Consider the following 17,836-nt stretch of genomic DNA (forward strand, 5'->3'; position numbering starts at 1 on the left):
GCGCAGCTGCTTAATGCAGCTATAGAAAAGTCGGCGGTGTGCCAGGCTGTGTCACTTCCTGGTGCCAGCAGCTATCGACGCGGGATCGATGATCCGTCAGGAGAGCGCATGAACGCCGTAGATGCCCTGCATGCCGCACCCGGCAACGTCCGCGACGCCGCGCTGGCCCTGCTCGACCAGGTGTCGGCGCCGCTGACCGAGCGCCAGCTCGCGGCGGCGCTACGCGCCCAAGGCGTCAGGCGCATGGACGCCCGCAAGCTTGCGCGGGCGTTGAAGACCCTTGCAATCATTGCCATCATGCCGCGCGCCTGATGCCGTGACGGGCCGCTGCGGCTCGACCTGACCAGGCTCCATCAGCAGGAGGATCGCATGGACACCGGCAGGCTGGCTGCCTTTACCGATGGCGTCGTCGCCATCATCATCACCATCATGGTGCTGGAACTGCACGTTCCCGCCGGCGGCAGTCTCAGGGATCTTTCCGCCAGCATGCCGGTGCTGCTCGCTTATGCGCTGAGCTTCATCAACGTCGGGCTCTACTGGAACAACCACCATCACCTGATCCACGCGACCGAGAAGGTCGATGGCCGGGTGCTGTGGGCAAATCTGTTCCTGCTGTTCTGGCTCAGTCTGGTGCCGTTCGTGATCCGCTGGCTCGACGGCAGCGGCTTTGCGGCAGGACCCACCGCCGCCTACGGAATCGTCCTCGGGCTCGCGGCGATCGGCTATACGCTCACCGAGCGGGCGATCATCGCCTGCAACGGTCGCACCTCCGCCGTCGCGCGCGCGATCGGCCACGATTGGAAGGGCTGGCTCAGCATCCTGCTCTACGGAGTCGGCATCCCGCTCGCCTTCGTCAGCCGCTGGCTGGCACTGGGCGCCTACGTTGCGGTGATCCTGATGTGGCTGATCCCCGATCCACGCATCGCAAGACTGCGCGCGGAGGCGTGATCGGGGCCGGCTGTGTCCCACGCTCCCGAGACGGGGCGCAGGACACAGCGTCAGGCTCAGACGCCGGTGGTGTAGCGCGAACGCTCTTCGCGGACCTGCGCATCGGTATAGGCCGGCGCAGTGTCGTCGAACGACGTCCAGCCGCTCTCGCGATAGACCTGCCCGCGGGTCTGCGCATCGACCGACTTATTGCGGTGAAGCACGGCTTCGGCCTCGCTGACGCGATCGTCCGGCACCTTGGCGCTCACCAGCGAGCCGCCGCGCCGCACGCCCTCGGCGTAGACATGGGCATCATTCTCGTCCGTGCCGGCATTCTTCAGCGCGCCGACGATGCTGCCCGTGGCCGCGCCACCGGCGGCACCGATGCCGGCACCGGCCGCGGTTGCCGCAAGCCAGCCGGCCGCGACGATCGGGCCAAGGCCGGGGATTGCGAGCAGGCCTAGGCCCGCGAGCAGGCCGCCGGCGCCGCCGAGCACCGCGCCGGTCGACACGCCACGGCTGACGTCGCCATGGTCGTTGACGCTGTCGTGATCGGCATCATGGTCGCCATGATGCTTGTCGGCATTGTTGGCGACGATGCTGAGATCGTCGTGGGCGATGCCGAGCGCTTCCAGCTCGCGCACCGCATTGGCGGCATCGGCGTAATTGTCGAACAAGCGTGTGATGGTCTGTGACATGGTATCTCTCCTGGAACCGATTTTATCGTGTTAGCGAGCGGTGACGTTGCCCTTGTAGTCGAGCATCACGGTCGCCCGCTTGCCGTGCTTCATCGCGGCACCCTGCCACAGCCCGTCGTGCTTGGTCAGCTTGGTGACGCCGGTGTAGCCGGCCTTGGCGAAGCGGCCACGCGCCTGGCTCTCGGTGAACGAATTGGCACCCTTGGCCGGTGCGGCGATCGCGTGCGGCGCGCCATTCTTGATCGCCGGATTGTGCGAGCCGGCCTGCGGGCTTTGCGCGCCGGCGCCGGTCGCGAGCAGGGCAGCGGCGGACACGGCAGCGAAATGACGAAACATAAGCTCTCTCCTGATGGAAGACCGGCTGAACGTCCGGGGTCGCGGAAAGGCCCAGCGCCGGCGGAGCCGAGCGCAAAAATGGTTTCGCTTGAACGCGAGGCAGGCTCGCGTAGGTTCGCGAGCCGCGGAACGGAGATCATGGTAACCAAGCCTCGCTATCAGGCGCCCGCCCTCAAGAAGGGCCTCGAAATCCTCGAACTGTTGGCATCGGCCGACGGCGCGATCTCGATGTCCGACATCTCGGCGGCGCTCGGCCGCTCGGTCAGCGAGATCTTCCGCATGCTCCAGGTGCTCGAGGAGCATCATTACATCGTGCGCGACGACAGCGGCTATCGGCTGACCAACCGGTTGTTCGCGCTCGGCATGCGCCAGCCACCGGTGCGCGACCTCGTCTCCACCGCGTTGCCGGTGATGCACGATCTCGCCTGGAAGACCGGCCAGAGCTGCCACCTCGCGGTCGCCTCGGGCGCGGACATGGTGGTGATCACCAATGTCGAGGCGCCAGGGCTGGTCGGCTTTGCCGTGCGGGTCGGCTATCGCCGTCCCCTGCATCTTTCCACCTCCGGGCAGGTGTTGCTCGCCTTCCAGCCGGCCGCTCGACGCGCGGCGATGCTGGCCGATGCCCGCGACACGGGGGAGATCGTCGACGAGGTGGCATTGGCCCCGATCCTCGCGCAGATCGTCGCCGACGCCGGCGCGACCTCGCCCAGCCCGATGTTGACGGGGATCGTCGATCTCGCCGCGCCGATCCTCGCCAGCCATGCCGCGATCGCGGCGCTGACGGTGCCGTTCGTCGATGGCCCCGGCGCGCGGGTGGCGCTCGCCGACACGCGCGATGCCTTGCACCACGCCGCCGACGAGATCAGCCATCACATGGCGCCGAGCGTCAGGAGCGGGGCGACCACCCCGCCAGTCTAGGCGACGAGGACCGACCGATCGATCTCGGCGATGGTGCGCACGCCGGTGAGCGCCATCGCCACCCGCATCTCGCGCTCGATCAGCGTCATCAGCAGGTCGACCCCGGCCTCGCCGCGTGCCGCAAGGGCATAGACCCAGGCGCGACCCAATAGCACGCCGTGTGCGCCCAGCGCGAGCATCCGCACCACGTCGAGCCCCGATCGCACGCCCGAATCCGCGAGCACCGTCACCTGGTCGCGCACCGCATCGGCGATCGCCGGCAGCGCGCGCGCCGATGACAGCACGCCATCGAGCTGCCGCCCGCCATGGTTGGAGACGACGATACCGTCGGCACCGATGCCGACCGCGGCGCGCGCATCCTCGACGTCGAGGATGCCCTTGATGATCAACGGCCCGTCCCAGGCGGCGCGGATCCATTCGAGATCGGCCCAGGCGATCGACGGATCGAAATTGGCGCCGAGCCAGCCCATGTAATCGTTCAGCCCGCTCTTGCTGCCGAGCACCGGCTCGAGGTTGCCGAGCTGGTGCGGCCGGCCACGGATGCCGACGTCCCACGCCCAGCCGGGCCGCCCCATCGCCTGGAGCAGCCGCTTGACCGGCGCACCCGGCCCCGACATCCCCGAATGCGCGTCACGGTAGCGCGCTCCCGGCACCGGCATGTCGACGGTGAACACCAGCGCCTCGGCGCCCTGTTCCTTCGCGGTCGCGATCAGGTCGCGCATGAAGGCGCGATCGCGGATCACGTAGAGCTGGAACCACAAGGCGCCGGTGCCGCTCGCGCGCTTGACCTCGGCGAGCGGGCAGATCGACACCGTCGACAGGCAGAACGGCACCCCCGCCTTGGCCGCCGCGCGTGCCGCCTGGGTCTCGCCGCGGCGGTGATACATGCCGCTGATCCCGACCGGCCCCAGCCCCACCGGCATCGCCATCCGCCGCCCGAACAGGTTTGTGGAAAGATCGATCTCCGCCACGTCGCGCAGCACCCGCTGGCGCAGCGCGATGTCGGCGAGGTCCGACACGTTGCGCGCCATGGTACGCTCGGCATAGGCGCCGCCATCCGCGTAATCGAACAGGAAGCGCGGCAACCGCCGCCGCGCCGCCTCGCGGAAGTCGAGCGTGGAGGAGACGATCATCGCGGTTCAGTACCGCACTTCGGGCGATACAGCATATTGCTCGATCGACTCGGGCTTCATCTCGATCGAATAGCCCGGCCGGCTCGGCGGCATATAGGCGGCATCCTTGATCACGCACGGATCGACGAAATGCTCGTGGAGATGGTCGACATATTCGATCACCCGGCCCTCGCGCGTCCCCGAGAAGCACAGATAGTCGATCATCGAGAGATGCTGGACATATTCGCACAGGCCGACGCCGCCGGCATGCGGGCACACCGGCAGGCCCTGCTTGGCCGCCATCAGCAGCACCGCGAGCACCTCGTTGACGCCGCCCAGCCGGCAGGCGTCGATCTGCACCACGTCGATCGCACCGGCGGCCATGAACTGCTTGAAGAGGATGCGGTTCTGGCACATCTCGCCGGTCGCGACCTTGACGTCACCGATACCGCGGCGGATCGCGGCGTGGCCGAGCACGTCGTCAGGGCTGGTCGGCTCCTCGATGAACCACGGCTTGGCGAAGGCGAGCGCGTTGACCCATTCGATCGCCTGGCCGACCTCCCAGATCTGGTTGGCGTCGATCATCAACTTGGCGTCGGGGCCGATCGCCTCGCGGGCGATGCGGAGGCGACGGATGTCGTCCTCCAGGTCGCGCCCGACCTTGAGCTTGATGTGGTCGAACCCGGCGTCGACCGCCTCGCGCGCCAGCCGGTACAGTTTCTCGTCCGAATAGCCGAGCCAGCCCGCCGAAGTCGTGTAGCAGGGGAACCCTTCGGCCTTCAGCGTCGCGACCCGCTCCGCCTTGCCGACCGCGCGTTCGGTGAGCAGCGCCAGCGCTTCCTCAGGCGTGATGAAGTCGGTGATGTAGCGGAAGTCGATGGTGCGCACGAGCTCCTCGGGGCTCATGTCCGCGACCAGCTGCCACACCGGCTTGCCCGCCGCCTTGGCCCACAGATCCCACACCGCGTTGACGACGGCGCCGGTGGCAAGATGGATCGCGCCCTTGTCGGGCCCGATCCAGCGCAACTGGCTGTCGTTGGTGACGTGGCGCCAAAAGCGCCCCATGTCCGCGGCGATCCAGTCGAGGTCGAGGCCGATCACGCGGTCACGAAGAGCACCGATCGCGGCGACGCAAATCTCGTTGCCGCGACCGATCGTGAAGGTGAGGCCATGGCCCTCGAGACCTGGCGCATCGGTCTCGAGCACCACATAAGCAGCCGAATAATCGGGATCGGGGTTCATCGCATCCGACCCGTCCAGCGACAGGCTGGTCGGAAAGCGGATGTCGCGGATGCGCAGGGCGGTGATCCGGGTCACGCGCGCGCCTCCACCACCTGCTGGCGCTGCTCGCCGAGCCCGTCGATGCCGAGCCGCATCACCTCGCCGACGGCGAGGAACTTCGGCGGCTTCTGGCCGAGCCCGACGCCCGGCGGCGTTCCGGTGGAGATCACGTCGCCAGCCTGCAGGCTCATGAACCGGCTGAGATAGGCGATGATGGTCGGCACGTCGAACACCATGGTCGCGGTGGTCCCGTCCTGGTAGCGCTTGCCATCCACCTCGAGCCACAGGTGCATCTGGTCATGCGCCGGCGCCTCGTCGGCGGTCACCAGCCATGGCCCGATCGGGCCGAAGGTGTCGCAGCCCTTGCCTTTGTCCCACGTGCCGCCGCGTTCCATCTGGAAGGCGCGCTCGGACACGTCGTTGATCACGCAATAGCCCGCGACATGGTCCATCGCCTCGGCCTCGTCGATGTAGCGGCCGGGCTTGCCGATCACCACGCCGAGCTCGACCTCCCAGTCGAGCTTGGTGGCGTCGCGCGGCATCTCCACCGCGTCGTTCGGCCCGCAGATCGCGCTCGTCCACTTGTTGAAGATCACCGGCTCCTTGGGCACGTCCATCCCGCTCTCGGCGGCATGATCGCTGTAGTTGAGGCCGATGCAGATGAACTTGCCGACCTGGCCGACGCAGGCGCCGATCCGCGGGCTGCCCTCGACCGCGGGCAGCGTCGCGAGATCGATCGCGGCGAGCGCGGCAAGGCCGTCGGGCTCGAGCACGCTGCCGGCGATATCGGGGACGATCCCCGAAAGGTCGCGGATCACGCCCGCGCCATCGAGAATACCGGGCTTTTCCTGCCCAAGCGGGCCGTAACGCAGGAGTTTCATGTGCTTACCTTTAACTTGAGACGATGCGGGTGAGGCTCAGTTGACCCAGCCGCCGTCGATGACCTGGGTGGTGCCGGTGGTGAATCCGGACTCGTCGGCGGCGAGATAGACGGCGAGCGCCGCGATCTCCTCGGGCCGGCCGAGCCGGCCGACCGGCTGGCGCGCGACAAACGCCGCAGTGGCGTCGGCAAGGTCGATGCCCGAGGCTGCCGCCTGCTCGGCGACGCGCTGGCGCAGCGACGGCGAGTCGATCGTGCCGGGGCAGATCGCGTTGCAGCGCACGCCGCGCAGCACGTAATCGGCCGCGATCGCCTTGGTCAGGCCGATCACCGCGGCCTTGGTGGTGCCATAAGCGAAGCGGTTGGGGATCCCCTTCACGCTCGACGCGATCGAGGCGATGTTGACGATCGAGCCCTGCCCCTGCTCGAGCATCCCCGGCAAAAAGGCGCGGCACAATCGGTACATGGCGGTGACGTTGATGCTCATCGAGAAGGCGAAGGCGTCCTCGTCGCAGGCGAGGATGTCGCCGGCGTGGACGAACCCTGCCCCGTTCACCAGAATGTCGATCCCGCCGATCTTGCCGGGCAGCGCCGCGACCGCGTCGCGATCGGTGACGTCGAGCACGATCGGCGTCACCGAGGGCATCTGGCCGAGCAGCTCGCCGTTGAGATCGGCGGCGAACACCGTTGCGCCCTCCGCCACGAACGCCTCGGCGATCGCCCGGCCGATGCCCTGTGCCGCCGCCGTCACCAGCGCGCGCTTGCCGTTCAGTCTCATACAAGATCCTCAGTTCTGGATTGGGTGATCACGGTCGATCGATCGGATCGGAAGGCGAAGACGGCGACCGCGGCGAAGCAGATCAGCGGCAGCAGCAGCGCGAGGTGGAGGCTGCCGGCGCGGCCGGCGATCACGCCCATCAACGGCGGCACGATCGCGCCGCCGATGATCGACATGATGATCAAGGACGAGCCGATCGCGGCGCGCGGGCCAAGGCCACGGATGCCGAGCGCGAAGATGGTCGGGAACATGATCGACATGAACAGGCTGGTGAGGCCGAATGCCACCACCGCAACCCAGCCCGATGCGGTCGCGGCGATCGCGCACAAGGCGACGTTGATGCAGGCGAAGGTCAGCAGCAGCCGCGTCGCCGCGATCCGCTGCATCAGCCCGGCGCCGATGAAGCGGCCGGCCATGAACAGGAACAGGCTGACCGAGAGCAGATAGGCCGCGGTTCGCTCGGGCGTGGTCGGCACGCTGTCCTTCACGAAGTCGACGAAAAAGCTCCAGATGCCGACCTGCGCGCCGACGTAGAAGAATTGCGCGACCACCGCGGGCACCAGCCCCGGCGTGCGCAGCACCTGGCGCAGCCCGTCATGACGCTCGGCGGTCCGGGTCTGCACGTCGGGCAGCCGCGCCATGGCGATGGCAAGACCGATGACGATGACGACGCAGGCGAGCACCAGATAGGGCAGCTGGACCATGCGCGCTTCACCGAGACGGTAGCCGGCGAGCTGGTTCGCCGTCATCGCCGCCAGCGTTCCCTTGTCATGCTCGACGCCCGAGAAGATGAACAGGCCGCCGATCGCGGGCGCGAGCACCGCGCCGACGCCGTTGAACCCCTGGGCGAGGTTGAGCCGCTGCGGCGCGCGCGCCGGATCACCGAAGGCGACAATATAGGGATTGGCCGCCGTCTCGAGGAACGCCGCTCCCGACGCGAGCACGAACAGCGCGCCGAGGAACGCGCCATATTCGCGTACCTCGGCGGCGGGCCAGAACAGCAAGGCGCCAATCGCATAGAGCGCCAGCCCTACCAGGATCCCGGCGCGATAGCCCCAGCGCCGCATCACCAGCCCCGCGGGCAACGCCATCACGAAATAGCCGATGTAGAAGACGAACTGGATCAGCCCGGCCTGCGCGCGGTTGAGATCCAGCGCCTTCTGGAATTGGCGGATCAGGATGTCATTGAAGTTGCCGGCGATCGCCCACAAAAAGAACAGGCTGACGACCAGCATGAACCCCAGTCGGTAGCCCGGCAGGATCAGCGGTGTCTTGGCCTGCGTGGCGGATGGCGATGACGCGTCGGGCATGGTTCCTGGTATCAAACGTCCGCTCCTGGCTTACCGTCCGTGTTCGGCTCGGTGGGTGTGAGATCGGGCTGCAAGCCTGACCCTTTGCATATATGAAATTTCATGTCACAGGTGATCGAAGACGGCAAGAGAGGCAGAGGCCTTCGCGATGAAGAGGATAGATGCGCACCAGCATTTCTGGCGCTACTCACCGGCCCGCTATGGCTGGATCGCGCCGGGCAGCACGCTGGCCCGCGATCGGATGCCAGAGGACGTCAAACCCTTGCTCGACTCCGCCGCTGTTGATGGCTGTATCGCGGTACAGGCCGAACAGGACGAGGTCGAGACCGATTGGCTGCTCGCGCTCGCGGCCGAGCGGCCATGGATGCTGGGCGTGGTCGGTTGGACCGATCTTACCGCGCCAACGCTCGCTGAGCGGCTCGCGCGGTGGCGCGGCACGGCGTTGGTCGGCATCCGCCACATGGTGCAGGACGAACCCGATCCGCAGTGGCTGCTGCGCGCCGATGTTCAGGCCGGGGTGCGGACGCTGCTCGGCGAAGGCCTTGCCTATGACATCCTGGTGCGGGCGCCGCAGTTGCCGCAGGTGCCGGCCTTCCTCGATGCGGCCGGCAATGGCGCGCTGGTGCTCGACCATGCCGGCAAGCCCGATATCGCCGGCGGCGCCTGGCAGCCCTGGGCCGACACCATCCGCGCCGTCGCCGAACGATCCAACGTCGTCTGCAAGCTGTCCGGGCTCGTCACCGAGGCCGATCATGCCGCCTGGACGGCAGACGACATCGCCCGCTACCTCGATCACCTGCTCGCCTGCTTCGGTCCCGATCGGCTGGTCTTCGGCTCCGACTGGCCAGTGTGCACGCTCGCCGCCGATTACTCTCGAGTGCTCGCACTGATCGAGGATTTCGTGCAGCGCGCCTGCCCTGCATATCGCGATGCCGTGTTTGGCGGCACGGCGATGCGCGCCTATACTCTTTCGGAGCCTATCGCATGAACCTCGACCTGGACGGCAAGCTGGTGATCGTCACCGGCGGTGGCGCGGGGATCGGCGGCGCCATCTCCACCGTGCTCGCCGAAGAGGGCGCCATCCCCGCCATCCTCGGCCGCAGCCCGCTGGCGCCGGCCTTTGAGGCGCAGCTGCGCGCGCGCCAGCCCGCCACCCTCTTCCGCCAGGTCGAGCTCGGCGACGATGCCGCCTGCGCCGCCGCGGTCGCCGACATCGTCGCGCAAGGCCATGGCATCCACGGCCTGGTCAACAACGCCGGCGCCAATGACGGTATCGGGCTCGAGGCGGGTACCGCAGCGTTCCTCGCCTCGCTTACCGCCAATCTCGGCCATTATTACGGCATGGCCCACCATTGCCTCCCGCATCTCAAGGCGAGCCGCGGCGCGATCGTCAACATCTCGTCCAAGACCGCGCTGACCGGCCAGGGCAGCACCAGCGGTTACGTCGCCGCCAAGGCGGCGCAGCTCGGCCTCACCCGCGAGTGGGCGGCGGCGCTGGTCGGCGACGGGGTGCGCGTCAACGCCGTGCTGCCCGCCGAGGTGATGACCCCGCTATACCGCAACTGGATCGACAGCTTCGCCGACCCTGAAGCAAAGCTCGCCGAGATCACCCGGCGCATCCCGCTTGGCCATCGCATGACCACCGATCGCGAGATCGCCGACACGGTCGTGTTCCTGCTGTCGGATCGCTCGTCGCACACCACCGGCCAGTGGATCGTCCCCGATGGCGGCTACACCCACCTCGATCGCATGCTGACCTAAGCGACTAGGCATCGCCGGGCAGCGGCTGCTCCGCCAGCGCGAAGATGCGCTCGGCGGGGAGCCACTTGTCGGAAGGCGCCGCCCCCGGCAGCGGCTGCTGCATGGTCGACATCAGCGTTTCCCAGGCGACGATCTCCGGATCGGCGGCGTCGGCCGCCGCCTTGGCGGCGGGATCGAAATGCGACCCGGTCTTCATCATCATCACCAGCCGGTCGCCGCGCTGGTAGATCTCCATCGCCTCGACGCCGCTGGCATGGATCGAGGCCACCACCTTCGCCGGCACCGCGCCGGGCCGATGCCACTGGCGGTACGCCTCGATCAGCGCGGCGTCGTTCTTGAGATCGAGCAGTAAGCAATGCCACATGTCTTCAGCCTGTCGTTCGGTCGTACCCGGCGCCGATAGACCGCCGGTGACGCGGCTCCAATACCATGAGCGCCGACGCGCTGATCAAGCGGCACGGCGCAGCGTGATCCGCGTGATCTCGGGCGGCCGCCCCAGCCGGAGCGCAAAGCCGGGCCACAGGCCGGTGCCGTTGCTGACATAGAGCGTCATCGCCCCGACGACGTAGCGACCCGAGACGAAGCCGCCATTGGGGGCACGGAACAGCCGGTCCAGCCCGACGATCAGCCCGCCATGGGTATGACCCGACAGCTGGAGCCCGACCCCGCGTGCGGCGGCGGCGGGCGCGTTGCGCGGCTGGTGATCGAGCAGCACGATCGCCGCCCCCGGCGGCGCGCCGTCAAGCGCGGCGGCGAGATCGGGGCCGGCCTCGCCGGCGCTGCGCGCGGAAAGATCGGTGACGCCGACGATCACCAGCGTATCGGTGCCGCGCTTCATCACCGCATGCGCATTGGGCAGCATGCGGATGCCAAGCCCGCCAAGGTGCCGCATCCACGCCGCATAGTCGAAGAAATATTCGTGGTTGCCGGGGATGGCAACGACGCCGTCGGGCGCGCGAAGATCGGCGAGCGGCGCGACATCGGCGCGGCGCATTGCCACCGACCCATCGATGAAATCGCCGGTGATCACGATCAGGTCGGCGTCACTCGCATTGGCGCGGTCGACGACGGCGCGCGCCCAGCGTGCCGGGAACAGCCGGCTGATGTGGAGATCGGTGAGCTGGAGCAGGCGGTAGCCGTCGAACGCCGGCGCCAGCCCGGGGATCGCGACCTCGACATCCCGCATCGCCGGCACGCGGACGGCGCCGGCCACGCCGATCGCCGCGAGCAGCGCCGCGAGCGCGGCGGCAGCATAGCGGACGCCGTCCGGCAGTCCGATGGTGTCGCGATGGATGAGCATCGTCGCCAGGGTGACGAGATCGATCAGGATCTGGAGCAGCGCGAGCAGCATCACCGCGCCGAACGCCCAGTTTGCCAGCATCACGATCGGCCGTGGGAATTCGGGCGCGAACACCGAGCCCGACGACAGCCGGCTCCAGAAGTGGAATTGCGACGCCGCCAGCAGCAGCACCGCGATTCCCCCCTTGCTCCACAGCGGCAGGGACAACGGCAACAGCCAGCGGACGATGACGTAGAGGCACGGCGTCGCAAAGATCAGGTGGAAGATCATCATTCTCCTCGCGGTCGCGATACTGCCGCTGGCCACCGCGCCGGGTCGGCGGGGTGGAGATAGCCACGAGCGGGCGCCTTTCACACCGCCGCCGTTGAATAATCGGGATCGCAGCCTGCCGGAACAAAAGGCTCGGCGAGCGATTAAAAAGGGTCGGTCTTCTGGCCGGTAAAAACAGGGGTAATCACCAATGAAGAAGATGTTCGCTATCGGTATCGCGGCCGGTCTGGCCAGCCTGTCGGCCTGCCACTCCACCCCGCGCGAGCAAACCGCCGACAACATCGAGGCGAACACCGAAGCCGTTGCCGACAATCTCGAGGACGCTGCGGACAACGCCACCCCCGCTGGCGCAGCGGCGCTCGAGAATCGTGCCGACGCGGTCCGTGCGACCGGCCAGAACCAGGCCGAAGACATGCGCACCAACGACCCCGACACCAATCTCGCCAACGGCATGTAACGCCACCGCGATTTCGAGGTCAGGCTGAGCTGCTCCCAAGCGCGGCTCGCCTGGAGGGGGCGTTCGGGGCAACCCGGACGCCCTTTTACTGTGATCGTCGCGCTGACCTTCCGATGCGCCAGCCCCGTGCGGCCGTGGGCCGGCGGTCAGCCAGGATGTGCGTGGTGGATCGCCGGCAGGCTGTTCAGCGCCGGGCGCGCATACCAGAATCCCTGATGGTAGCGGACACCAAGATCGCGCAGCACCGCCGCCTCGCCTGCCGTCTCGATGCCTTCGGCGATCACCAGCGTCTCGAGCTCTTGGCACATGTTCACTACCGCGCGGACGATCGCGCGGCGCCGCGGGTCACGATCGATGCCGCGGACCAGTTCCATGTCGAGCTTGATCTCGTCGGGCACGAACCGCGCGAACATGTCCAGGCCGGAATGCCCGGCACCGAAATCGTCGATCGCGACCGAAAAGCCGATCTGCTTGTAGGTGTCGATGATCGACGCGACATGCTCGGGCGAGCCCATCTGCTCGTGTTCGGTAAATTCGAAGATCAGCCGGTCGATCGGCAAGCCGACGGTCCGGGCGGTCCGCAAGGTCAGCTGGATGCACGCCAGCGGCGAGTAGACCGCATTGGGCAGGAAGTTGATCGACAGGCGGGCGTCACCCTCCATCAGCCCCGCCGCGAGCGCGCTCTCGATCGCCTTGACCCGGCAGGCCTGGTCGAACGAATAGCGGTTGGCCTCGGTGACGCGCGACAAGACGGTGGCAGCACCCTCCCCGTCGACGCCGCGGATCAACGCCTCATAGGCAAAGGGCGTGCCGGTCTCGGTGTCGACGATCGGCTGGAACGCCATGGCGAAGGGCATCTCGAAATCAGCCCCGTCTTGGCATCCACGGCAAATGTTCTGCATCTCCATGGGTCGATGATGGCGGCAAATCTTTAACATTAGGCCACGCACCAGTACTTAAATGGATCAGTATGCAGCCATATCGCGGCGGGATTGCGAAGCGGCTCGGCGGCGGTCGAGCGCTGGTGTAGGGATGCCGGCCGCGGCGGCCACGGTGGCCGCCGCCCAGAGCAGGTCAGGCATGGCGCGCAAGCATCCGAAACACGGCCCCTATGACGAGATTCAGCCCGAGGAAGACGCGCCGGCACCGGCCGCGCCCTGCTGGCTATGCGGCCGCCCGACCGGCAAGACCATCGTCTGGCACCACCCCATACCCAAGAGCCGCGGCGGCCGCGATGTCGTGCCGATGCATCCGATCTGCCAGCAGACGGTGACGGCGAGCTTTACCAATTCCGAGCTGCAGCGCCACGGAATGGATGTCGAGGGCCTGCTCGCCGACCCGGCGGTGCGCAAGTTCGTCGACTGGGTGGCGAAAAAGGACCCCGATTTCACCGCCACCATCACCAAGAAACAGCGCTGATCGAGGCAGGCAGACACATGACCATCACCACCAAGGCGATACCGGCCTGGGACGGCGCACTGGTGCGCAAATGGCTGGAGGCCCGCATCGTCGCGTCACGCTCCGCGCAGGTCGCGGCGCAACGCGGCGGCTATCGCGAGCAGGACGATTGCGACAAGGCGACCGCGGAGGAAATGGTCTGCACCATCCTGCAGGGCAAGAATTCGGCGGACGACCCGACTGCCTTTACCGCGGAACTGCGCGCGCTGCTCGACCGCGACGACTATATCTGGGGCGGCGTCTACGACGACACGCGCTTCGACCGTCATGTCCGCACCTATCTGCGCAAGCTGATCAAGATGACCAAGACCAACGAGGGGTTCGAGAAGACCGGCCGCTTCCAGTAAGCGGATTCACCGGACGGCATGCTTGATCGCCGCGCCGCAACATGGTCTCTGCTGCGCTGATGACGCCTCTGGCCCTCGCCACCCCTGGTCCATTCTGGTGAAGGGCACACCTTGCTCATGAAAGTCGTTCCGATGCGCTATCTGCCCTGCCTTTCGCTCGCGCTGTTGCTCGCTGCGGCACCTGCCGAGGCCAAGACCGTGGTCGTCACGGCCGCGCACCTGATCGACGTGCTCGCCGGCAAGCGCGTCGACGATGCCGAGGTGGTGATCACCGACGGCCGCATCGTCAGCGTCGGCCGCCGCGGCGCGACCGTTCCCGCCGGCGCCGAGCGGATCGACCTTGGCAATCGCACGCTCGTCCCGGGGCTGATCGACATGCACGTCCATCTCACCAGCGATCCGACGCTGAGCGGCTACAAGTCGCTGGAATTTACCGACAGCTATTGGACGGTGGTAGGAGTTGCCAATGCGCGGCGGACGCTGAATGCGGGCTTCACCACGGTGCGCAACGTCGGCTCGGCCAATTATGACGATGTCGGCATCAAGCAGGGCATCGAGCGCGGCGACATCCCCGGGCCGCGGATCGTGCCCGCCACCTATGCGCTCGGCGCCACCGGCGGCCATTGCGACGCCACCGAATTCCCGCCGTCAGTCTCGGTGCCGGCACCGCAGATCGCCAACTCGCCGGACGGCTTCCGCGCCGCGGTGCGCACCGTGCGCAAATATGGCGCGCAAGTGATCAAGGTGTGCATGACCGGCGGCGTGCTCTCCAAGACCGACGCGGTCGGCGCCCAGCAGCTGAGCTACGACGAGATCAAGGCGATCGTCGACGAGGCGCACATGCTCGGCATGCGCGTCGCGGTTCATGCCCATGGTACCGAGGGGATCAACGTCGCGCTGCGCGCCGGCGTCGACACCATCGAGCACGCCAGCCTCGCCGATGCGACCTCGTTCAAGCTCGCCAAGGAGCATGGCGCCTGGTTCGACATGGACATCTATGACGACGACTATATCCTCGCCGAGGGCGCCAAGAACGGCGTCTTCGCCGAAAGCCTCGAGAAGGAACGCGTGGTCGGCCGCAAGCAGCGCGAGACGTTCCGTGCCGCCCATGCCGCGGGGGTAAAGATGCTGTTCGGCACCGATGCCGGCGTCTACCCCAATGGCAATAACGCGCTGCAATTCGCCAAGATGGTGGAATGGGGGATGACGCCAATGGAGGCGATCCAGGCCGCGACCAGCAGCGCCGCCCAGGCGCTCGACCGCACCGCGGACGTCGGCGCGATCGCGCCGGGCCGCTATGGCGATCTGGTCGCGGTCGACGGCGACCCGCTAGCCGACATCCGCCTGCTCGAACATGTCACCTTCGTGATGAAGGGCGGTGAGGTGGTGAAGGCGCCGGTCGGAATGCGCTGACCGATAGCGCGCCGCGCGGTACAGGGCGGCGCGCCTTTCCTCTGGCACCTAACGAAGGTAATCGGCCTCTCACCGGACGCCCGACGCTCACAATTTGACAAACAACTTTGTTTTTTAAATACTGCGGGGGTGGGCAGCGAGACGCTTGATCAAGCGCAAGGCCCGCGGAGGAGTGGATATGACGCCAGGGTCAGCAGCTGATCGACGCACAGGCGCCGATGCCCGTGGATTGCGCCGCCGCTGGGTGATGACCGCAGCCATCGTCGCGCTGTCGCTGCCGGTCCACGCACAAACCACCGCGCCCACGATCGCCAAGGCCCCAATCGACGAGGCCAATCCATTGGTCGGCACCGCACCACTCGACCGCCCCGAACTGATCGGCAACGCGCCGCCGCCCGGCGAACCCGTCTACTCGGGCATCACCTCCGCCGGCGCTCGATTGCCGCACAGCGCGACCGAGGCGGCGCCGGTCAACGTCAACCTCGATCTCAGCTACCCCAACGGCGTTCCCGCGCCGTACAATTATCCCAACCCGACGATGATCGGCTTCACCGGCGGCGGCGGGCCGTCCTATGGCGGCCGCGCACAACCGATGATCATGCCCGTGGTCGGCGACTGGACGGTGCCGCCGGCCTACAGCCAGGCCTATTACGACAAGAACCGCGAGATCGCCTCGCCGGGATATTATTCGGTGTTCCTCAACACCTTTCACACCCAGGTGGAGCTGACCGCGACCCGCTCGGCCAGCCTGATGCAATTCACCTACCCGGCCAGCGAGCGATCCAGCCTGATCGTCAACCTGCGCCGCGCCGGCGGCGAGGTGGAGGTGGTGGGCGACCACACCGTCCGCGGCATCGCGCAGGAGGACAGCGATCGCGAGCGCGGCCGCTATTTCGTCGCCGAATTCTCCCGCCCGTTCGCGCGGTTCGGCACCTTCCGCGGTCTCACCGATCGACCCGGCTGGGGCATCGGCGACGCCGATGTCGAGGCCGGCCGGCGCAGCATCAGCGGTGCCTTTGCGGGGAGCTATCTGACCTTCGCGACCAGGCAGGGCGACAAGGTGCTGATGCGCATCGCCCATGGCACCAGCTATGCCGATGCGGCCGCGCGGCTCCACGCCGAACTACCCAATTGGAACTTCGATGCCGTTCACCAGGCCGCGCGCTGCGACTGGGCGGGCCTGCTCGACAAGGTGCAGGTTACCGGCGGCACCGCCAAGCAGCGGATGCTGTTCTATTCGACGCTGTTCCAGTCGTTCGGCAGCCCGCGGCTGGTCGCCGCCAAGGGCGAGACCTTCACCGATCGCAACGGCAAGCTGCGAACGGCAAGCTACGATCGCTACGGCCCGGTGCCGTTCTGGGATACTGGCCGCAACCAGATCGTGCTGCTCCAGCTGATGGAGCCCGCGGTGATCCAGGACGTGATGCGCTCCGAGCTCGATATGGCGCGCGAGCGCGGCTACATGAACACCTCGTTCCACGGCGACAATGCCGTGTTCCTCTACCTCGGCGCGTGGAAGCGCGGCATCGCGTTCGATTACCCCGCGGTCTACGAGTATCTCCGCCGTAACGCGACCGATCCCAAGGGCCCGCGCGGCTATCTTGCCGAGTATCAGCGCCAGGGGTGGATCAGCGACGAGGTGCCCGCCGGCAACCCCAGCCCGCCCTATGCCGGCGGCAAGGCCGGCGCCGCGACGACGCTGGAATATGCCTGGGACGATGCGGCGATGGCCGAATATGCCGAGCGGCTCGGCAAGACCGACGACGCCCGCCTGTTCCGTGCCCGCGCCGCCAATTACCGCAACGTCTTCGACAAGAGCATCGGCTTCGTCCGCGGCCGCACCGCCGACGGCAAGTGGATCGCACCGTTCGACCCGCAGGAGCCCTATTACAACTTCATGATGAAGGAGGCGTCGGGCTGGTCGACGCTGTGGCTGGTGCCGCAGGACGTCGCCGGTCTCGAGACGCTGCTCGGCGGCCGCGCCCGGTTCAACGCCAAGCTCGATCACTTCTTCGCCACGCCCTACAATCCCAAGGGCATCTGCCGCGACTGCACCGGCATGGTCGGTCAATATGTCCAGGGCAACCAGCCTGACCAGCATGCCGCCTATCTCTATGCCTGGAGCGGCCAGCCGTGGAAGACCCAGGTGCTCACCCGGCGCATCCTCGATTCGCTCTATGGCAGCGATTTCTCCGGCTACGGCTATCCCGGGATGGATGATCAGGGCGCGACCTCGTCCTGGTACACGATGAGCGCGATGGGCTTCTATCCGGTCGATCCGTCGAGCGACGTCTATGTCCTCGGCAGCCCGGTGTTCGACCGGGTCAGGCTCGCGCTCGGCAACGGCAAGACCTTCGAAATCGTCGCGCGCGGCAATTCACCCACCAACGTCTATATCCAGTCGGCGACGCTCAACGGCCGGCGATGGACGAAGCCATGGTTCCGCCATGCCGACATCGCGGGTGGCGCGACGCTCGAGCTGGTGATGGGCGCCAAGCCCAACCCGGCCTGGGGCAGTGCCCCTAGCGACGCGCCGCCATCGCTTTCCGGTTCCGTCCACTGACGGGAAAGCCTGCGAGGATTTTCCTCC

The 17,836-nt window shown here is 67.3% G+C and carries 20 protein-coding genes; 10 read left to right on the forward strand and 10 right to left on the reverse strand.

The features are described 5' to 3' along the window. Positions 1-108: 108 nt before the first annotated feature. Together AC07M8_RS09080 and AC07M8_RS09085 are read left to right on the forward strand one after the other, a co-directional pair. A complete protein-coding gene (locus AC07M8_RS09080) occupies positions 109-312 on the forward strand; it encodes a hypothetical protein (protein WP_495174015.1) in 204 nt (67 codons plus the stop codon). A gap of 57 nt (positions 313-369) precedes the next feature. Beyond that, positions 370-948, forward strand: coding sequence for a TMEM175 family protein (locus AC07M8_RS09085; RefSeq protein ID WP_495174016.1), 579 nt, complete (start codon positions 370-372; stop codon positions 946-948). A gap of 56 nt (positions 949-1,004) precedes the next feature. On the opposite strand, the gene AC07M8_RS09090 is transcribed toward AC07M8_RS09085, so the two are convergent. Further along, on the reverse strand, positions 1,005-1,625 hold the full coding sequence (locus AC07M8_RS09090; RefSeq protein ID WP_495174017.1) for a hypothetical protein: 621 nt from the start codon (positions 1,623-1,625) through the stop codon (positions 1,005-1,007). A gap of 30 nt (positions 1,626-1,655) precedes the next feature. Next, the gene (locus tag AC07M8_RS09095) at positions 1,656-1,961 is read right to left on the reverse strand and encodes a hypothetical protein (RefSeq protein ID WP_495174018.1); all 306 of its coding nucleotides are present in this window, start codon (positions 1,959-1,961) and stop codon (positions 1,656-1,658) included. 138 nt (positions 1,962-2,099) lie between these two features. On the opposite strand from AC07M8_RS09095, the gene AC07M8_RS09100 reads away from it, so the two are divergent. Further along, positions 2,100-2,879, forward strand: coding sequence for an IclR family transcriptional regulator (locus AC07M8_RS09100; protein ID WP_495174019.1), 780 nt, complete (start codon positions 2,100-2,102; stop codon positions 2,877-2,879). On the opposite strand, the gene lldD is transcribed toward AC07M8_RS09100, so the two are convergent. The 5 genes from lldD to fucP are packed head-to-tail and all read right to left on the reverse strand — an operon-like array spanning position 2,876 to position 8,240. Next, entirely contained in the window at positions 2,876-4,012 is a 1,137-nt protein-coding gene (gene lldD, locus AC07M8_RS09105) for an FMN-dependent L-lactate dehydrogenase LldD (protein WP_495174020.1), read from the reverse strand. The two genes, AC07M8_RS09100 and lldD, sit on opposite strands and share 4 nt — an antisense overlap. A gap of 6 nt (positions 4,013-4,018) precedes the next feature. Next, the gene (locus tag AC07M8_RS09110) at positions 4,019-5,308 is read right to left on the reverse strand and encodes an L-fuconate dehydratase (protein ID WP_495174021.1); all 1,290 of its coding nucleotides are present in this window, start codon (positions 5,306-5,308) and stop codon (positions 4,019-4,021) included. After that, the gene (locus tag AC07M8_RS09115) at positions 5,305-6,153 is read right to left on the reverse strand and encodes a fumarylacetoacetate hydrolase family protein (RefSeq protein WP_495174022.1); all 849 of its coding nucleotides are present in this window, start codon (positions 6,151-6,153) and stop codon (positions 5,305-5,307) included. Before AC07M8_RS09115 ends, AC07M8_RS09110 begins: the two co-directional genes overlap by 4 nt. A gap of 36 nt (positions 6,154-6,189) precedes the next feature. Then, the gene (locus tag AC07M8_RS09120; RefSeq protein WP_495174023.1) at positions 6,190-6,930 is read right to left on the reverse strand and encodes an SDR family oxidoreductase; all 741 of its coding nucleotides are present in this window, start codon (positions 6,928-6,930) and stop codon (positions 6,190-6,192) included. Further along, positions 6,927-8,240: an L-fucose:H+ symporter permease gene (fucP, locus tag AC07M8_RS09125; RefSeq protein ID WP_495174024.1), complete on the reverse strand. Its 1,314-nt coding sequence runs from the start codon at positions 8,238-8,240 to the stop codon at positions 6,927-6,929. Before fucP ends, AC07M8_RS09120 begins: the two co-directional genes overlap by 4 nt. Positions 8,241-8,388: 148 nt before the next feature. Here fucP and AC07M8_RS09130 point away from each other — a divergent pair, with 148 nt between their 5' ends. Together AC07M8_RS09130 and AC07M8_RS09135 are read left to right on the forward strand one after the other, a co-directional pair. Continuing rightward, positions 8,389-9,228, forward strand: coding sequence for an amidohydrolase family protein (locus tag AC07M8_RS09130; RefSeq protein ID WP_495174025.1), 840 nt, complete (start codon positions 8,389-8,391; stop codon positions 9,226-9,228). After that, positions 9,225-10,001, forward strand: coding sequence for an L-fucose dehydrogenase (locus AC07M8_RS09135; protein WP_495174026.1), 777 nt, complete (start codon positions 9,225-9,227; stop codon positions 9,999-10,001). Before AC07M8_RS09130 ends, AC07M8_RS09135 begins: the two co-directional genes overlap by 4 nt. A gap of 4 nt (positions 10,002-10,005) precedes the next feature. On the opposite strand, the gene AC07M8_RS09140 is transcribed toward AC07M8_RS09135, so the two are convergent. Beyond that, positions 10,006-10,365 carry an L-rhamnose mutarotase gene (locus tag AC07M8_RS09140; protein WP_495174027.1) on the reverse strand — a complete coding sequence of 120 codons (360 nt, stop codon included), beginning with the start codon at positions 10,363-10,365 and terminating at the stop codon, positions 10,006-10,008. An 84-nt stretch (positions 10,366-10,449) separates the two neighbouring features. After that, on the reverse strand, positions 10,450-11,574 hold the full coding sequence (locus AC07M8_RS09145; RefSeq protein ID WP_495174028.1) for a metallophosphoesterase: 1,125 nt from the start codon (positions 11,572-11,574) through the stop codon (positions 10,450-10,452). Between the two features lie 187 nt (positions 11,575-11,761). Here AC07M8_RS09145 and AC07M8_RS09150 point away from each other — a divergent pair, with 187 nt between their 5' ends. Beyond that, positions 11,762-12,028, forward strand: a complete 267-nt coding sequence (locus tag AC07M8_RS09150; RefSeq protein WP_495174029.1) for a hypothetical protein — start codon at positions 11,762-11,764, stop codon at positions 12,026-12,028. Positions 12,029-12,174: 146 nt separating this feature from the next. Here AC07M8_RS09150 and AC07M8_RS09155 read toward each other — a convergent pair whose 3' ends face one another. Continuing rightward, positions 12,175-12,930: an EAL domain-containing protein gene (locus AC07M8_RS09155; RefSeq protein WP_495174030.1), complete on the reverse strand. Its 756-nt coding sequence runs from the start codon at positions 12,928-12,930 to the stop codon at positions 12,175-12,177. A gap of 178 nt (positions 12,931-13,108) precedes the next feature. On the opposite strand from AC07M8_RS09155, the gene AC07M8_RS09160 reads away from it, so the two are divergent. The 4 genes from AC07M8_RS09160 (at position 13,109) to AC07M8_RS09175 (ending at position 17,809) form a co-directional block, all read left to right on the forward strand. Then, positions 13,109-13,447 (forward strand): hypothetical protein, encoded by a 339-nt coding sequence (locus AC07M8_RS09160; protein ID WP_495174272.1) that lies wholly within the window; start codon positions 13,109-13,111, stop codon positions 13,445-13,447. 17 nt (positions 13,448-13,464) lie between these two features. Further along, on the forward strand, positions 13,465-13,833 hold the full coding sequence (locus AC07M8_RS09165) for a hypothetical protein (protein WP_495174031.1): 369 nt from the start codon (positions 13,465-13,467) through the stop codon (positions 13,831-13,833). A 132-nt stretch (positions 13,834-13,965) separates the two neighbouring features. Further along, positions 13,966-15,246, forward strand: a complete 1,281-nt coding sequence (locus tag AC07M8_RS09170) for a Xaa-Pro dipeptidase (protein WP_495174032.1) — start codon at positions 13,966-13,968, stop codon at positions 15,244-15,246. A 247-nt stretch (positions 15,247-15,493) separates the two neighbouring features. Then, a complete protein-coding gene (locus AC07M8_RS09175; RefSeq protein ID WP_495174033.1) occupies positions 15,494-17,809 on the forward strand; it encodes a GH92 family glycosyl hydrolase in 2,316 nt (771 codons plus the stop codon). The last annotated feature ends 27 nt before the right edge of the window (positions 17,810-17,836 follow it).

The organism is Sphingomonas sp. GW821-FHT09E03 (genome assembly GCF_059416225.1).

Excerpts from the sequence above, each read along its gene's own strand:
- AC07M8_RS09080 (WP_495174015.1), top strand. The coding sequence starts at position 109 with ATGAACGCCGTAGATGCCCTGCATGCCGCACCCGGCAACGTCCGCGAC.
- AC07M8_RS09085 (WP_495174016.1), top strand. The coding sequence starts at position 370 with ATGGACACCGGCAGGCTGGCTGCCTTTACCGATGGCGTCGTCGCCATC.
- AC07M8_RS09090 (WP_495174017.1), bottom strand. The coding sequence starts at position 1,625 with ATGTCACAGACCATCACACGCTTGTTCGACAATTACGCCGATGCCGCC.
- AC07M8_RS09095 (WP_495174018.1), bottom strand. The coding sequence starts at position 1,961 with ATGTTTCGTCATTTCGCTGCCGTGTCCGCCGCTGCCCTGCTCGCGACC.
- AC07M8_RS09100 (WP_495174019.1), top strand. The coding sequence starts at position 2,100 with ATGGTAACCAAGCCTCGCTATCAGGCGCCCGCCCTCAAGAAGGGCCTC.
- lldD (WP_495174020.1), bottom strand. The coding sequence starts at position 4,012 with ATGATCGTCTCCTCCACGCTCGACTTCCGCGAGGCGGCGCGGCGGCGG.
- AC07M8_RS09115 (WP_495174022.1), bottom strand. The coding sequence starts at position 6,153 with ATGAAACTCCTGCGTTACGGCCCGCTTGGGCAGGAAAAGCCCGGTATT.
- AC07M8_RS09120 (WP_495174023.1), bottom strand. The coding sequence starts at position 6,930 with ATGAGACTGAACGGCAAGCGCGCGCTGGTGACGGCGGCGGCACAGGGC.
- fucP (WP_495174024.1), bottom strand. The coding sequence starts at position 8,240 with ATGCCCGACGCGTCATCGCCATCCGCCACGCAGGCCAAGACACCGCTG.
- AC07M8_RS09130 (WP_495174025.1), top strand. The coding sequence starts at position 8,389 with ATGAAGAGGATAGATGCGCACCAGCATTTCTGGCGCTACTCACCGGCC.
- AC07M8_RS09135 (WP_495174026.1), top strand. The coding sequence starts at position 9,225 with ATGAACCTCGACCTGGACGGCAAGCTGGTGATCGTCACCGGCGGTGGC.
- AC07M8_RS09140 (WP_495174027.1), bottom strand. The coding sequence starts at position 10,365 with ATGTGGCATTGCTTACTGCTCGATCTCAAGAACGACGCCGCGCTGATC.
- AC07M8_RS09145 (WP_495174028.1), bottom strand. The coding sequence starts at position 11,574 with ATGATGATCTTCCACCTGATCTTTGCGACGCCGTGCCTCTACGTCATC.
- AC07M8_RS09150 (WP_495174029.1), top strand. The coding sequence starts at position 11,762 with ATGAAGAAGATGTTCGCTATCGGTATCGCGGCCGGTCTGGCCAGCCTG.
- AC07M8_RS09155 (WP_495174030.1), bottom strand. The coding sequence starts at position 12,930 with ATGCAGAACATTTGCCGTGGATGCCAAGACGGGGCTGATTTCGAGATG.
- AC07M8_RS09160 (WP_495174272.1), top strand. The coding sequence starts at position 13,109 with ATGGCGCGCAAGCATCCGAAACACGGCCCCTATGACGAGATTCAGCCC.
- AC07M8_RS09165 (WP_495174031.1), top strand. The coding sequence starts at position 13,465 with ATGACCATCACCACCAAGGCGATACCGGCCTGGGACGGCGCACTGGTG.
- AC07M8_RS09170 (WP_495174032.1), top strand. The coding sequence starts at position 13,966 with ATGCGCTATCTGCCCTGCCTTTCGCTCGCGCTGTTGCTCGCTGCGGCA.
- AC07M8_RS09175 (WP_495174033.1), top strand. The coding sequence starts at position 15,494 with ATGACCGCAGCCATCGTCGCGCTGTCGCTGCCGGTCCACGCACAAACC.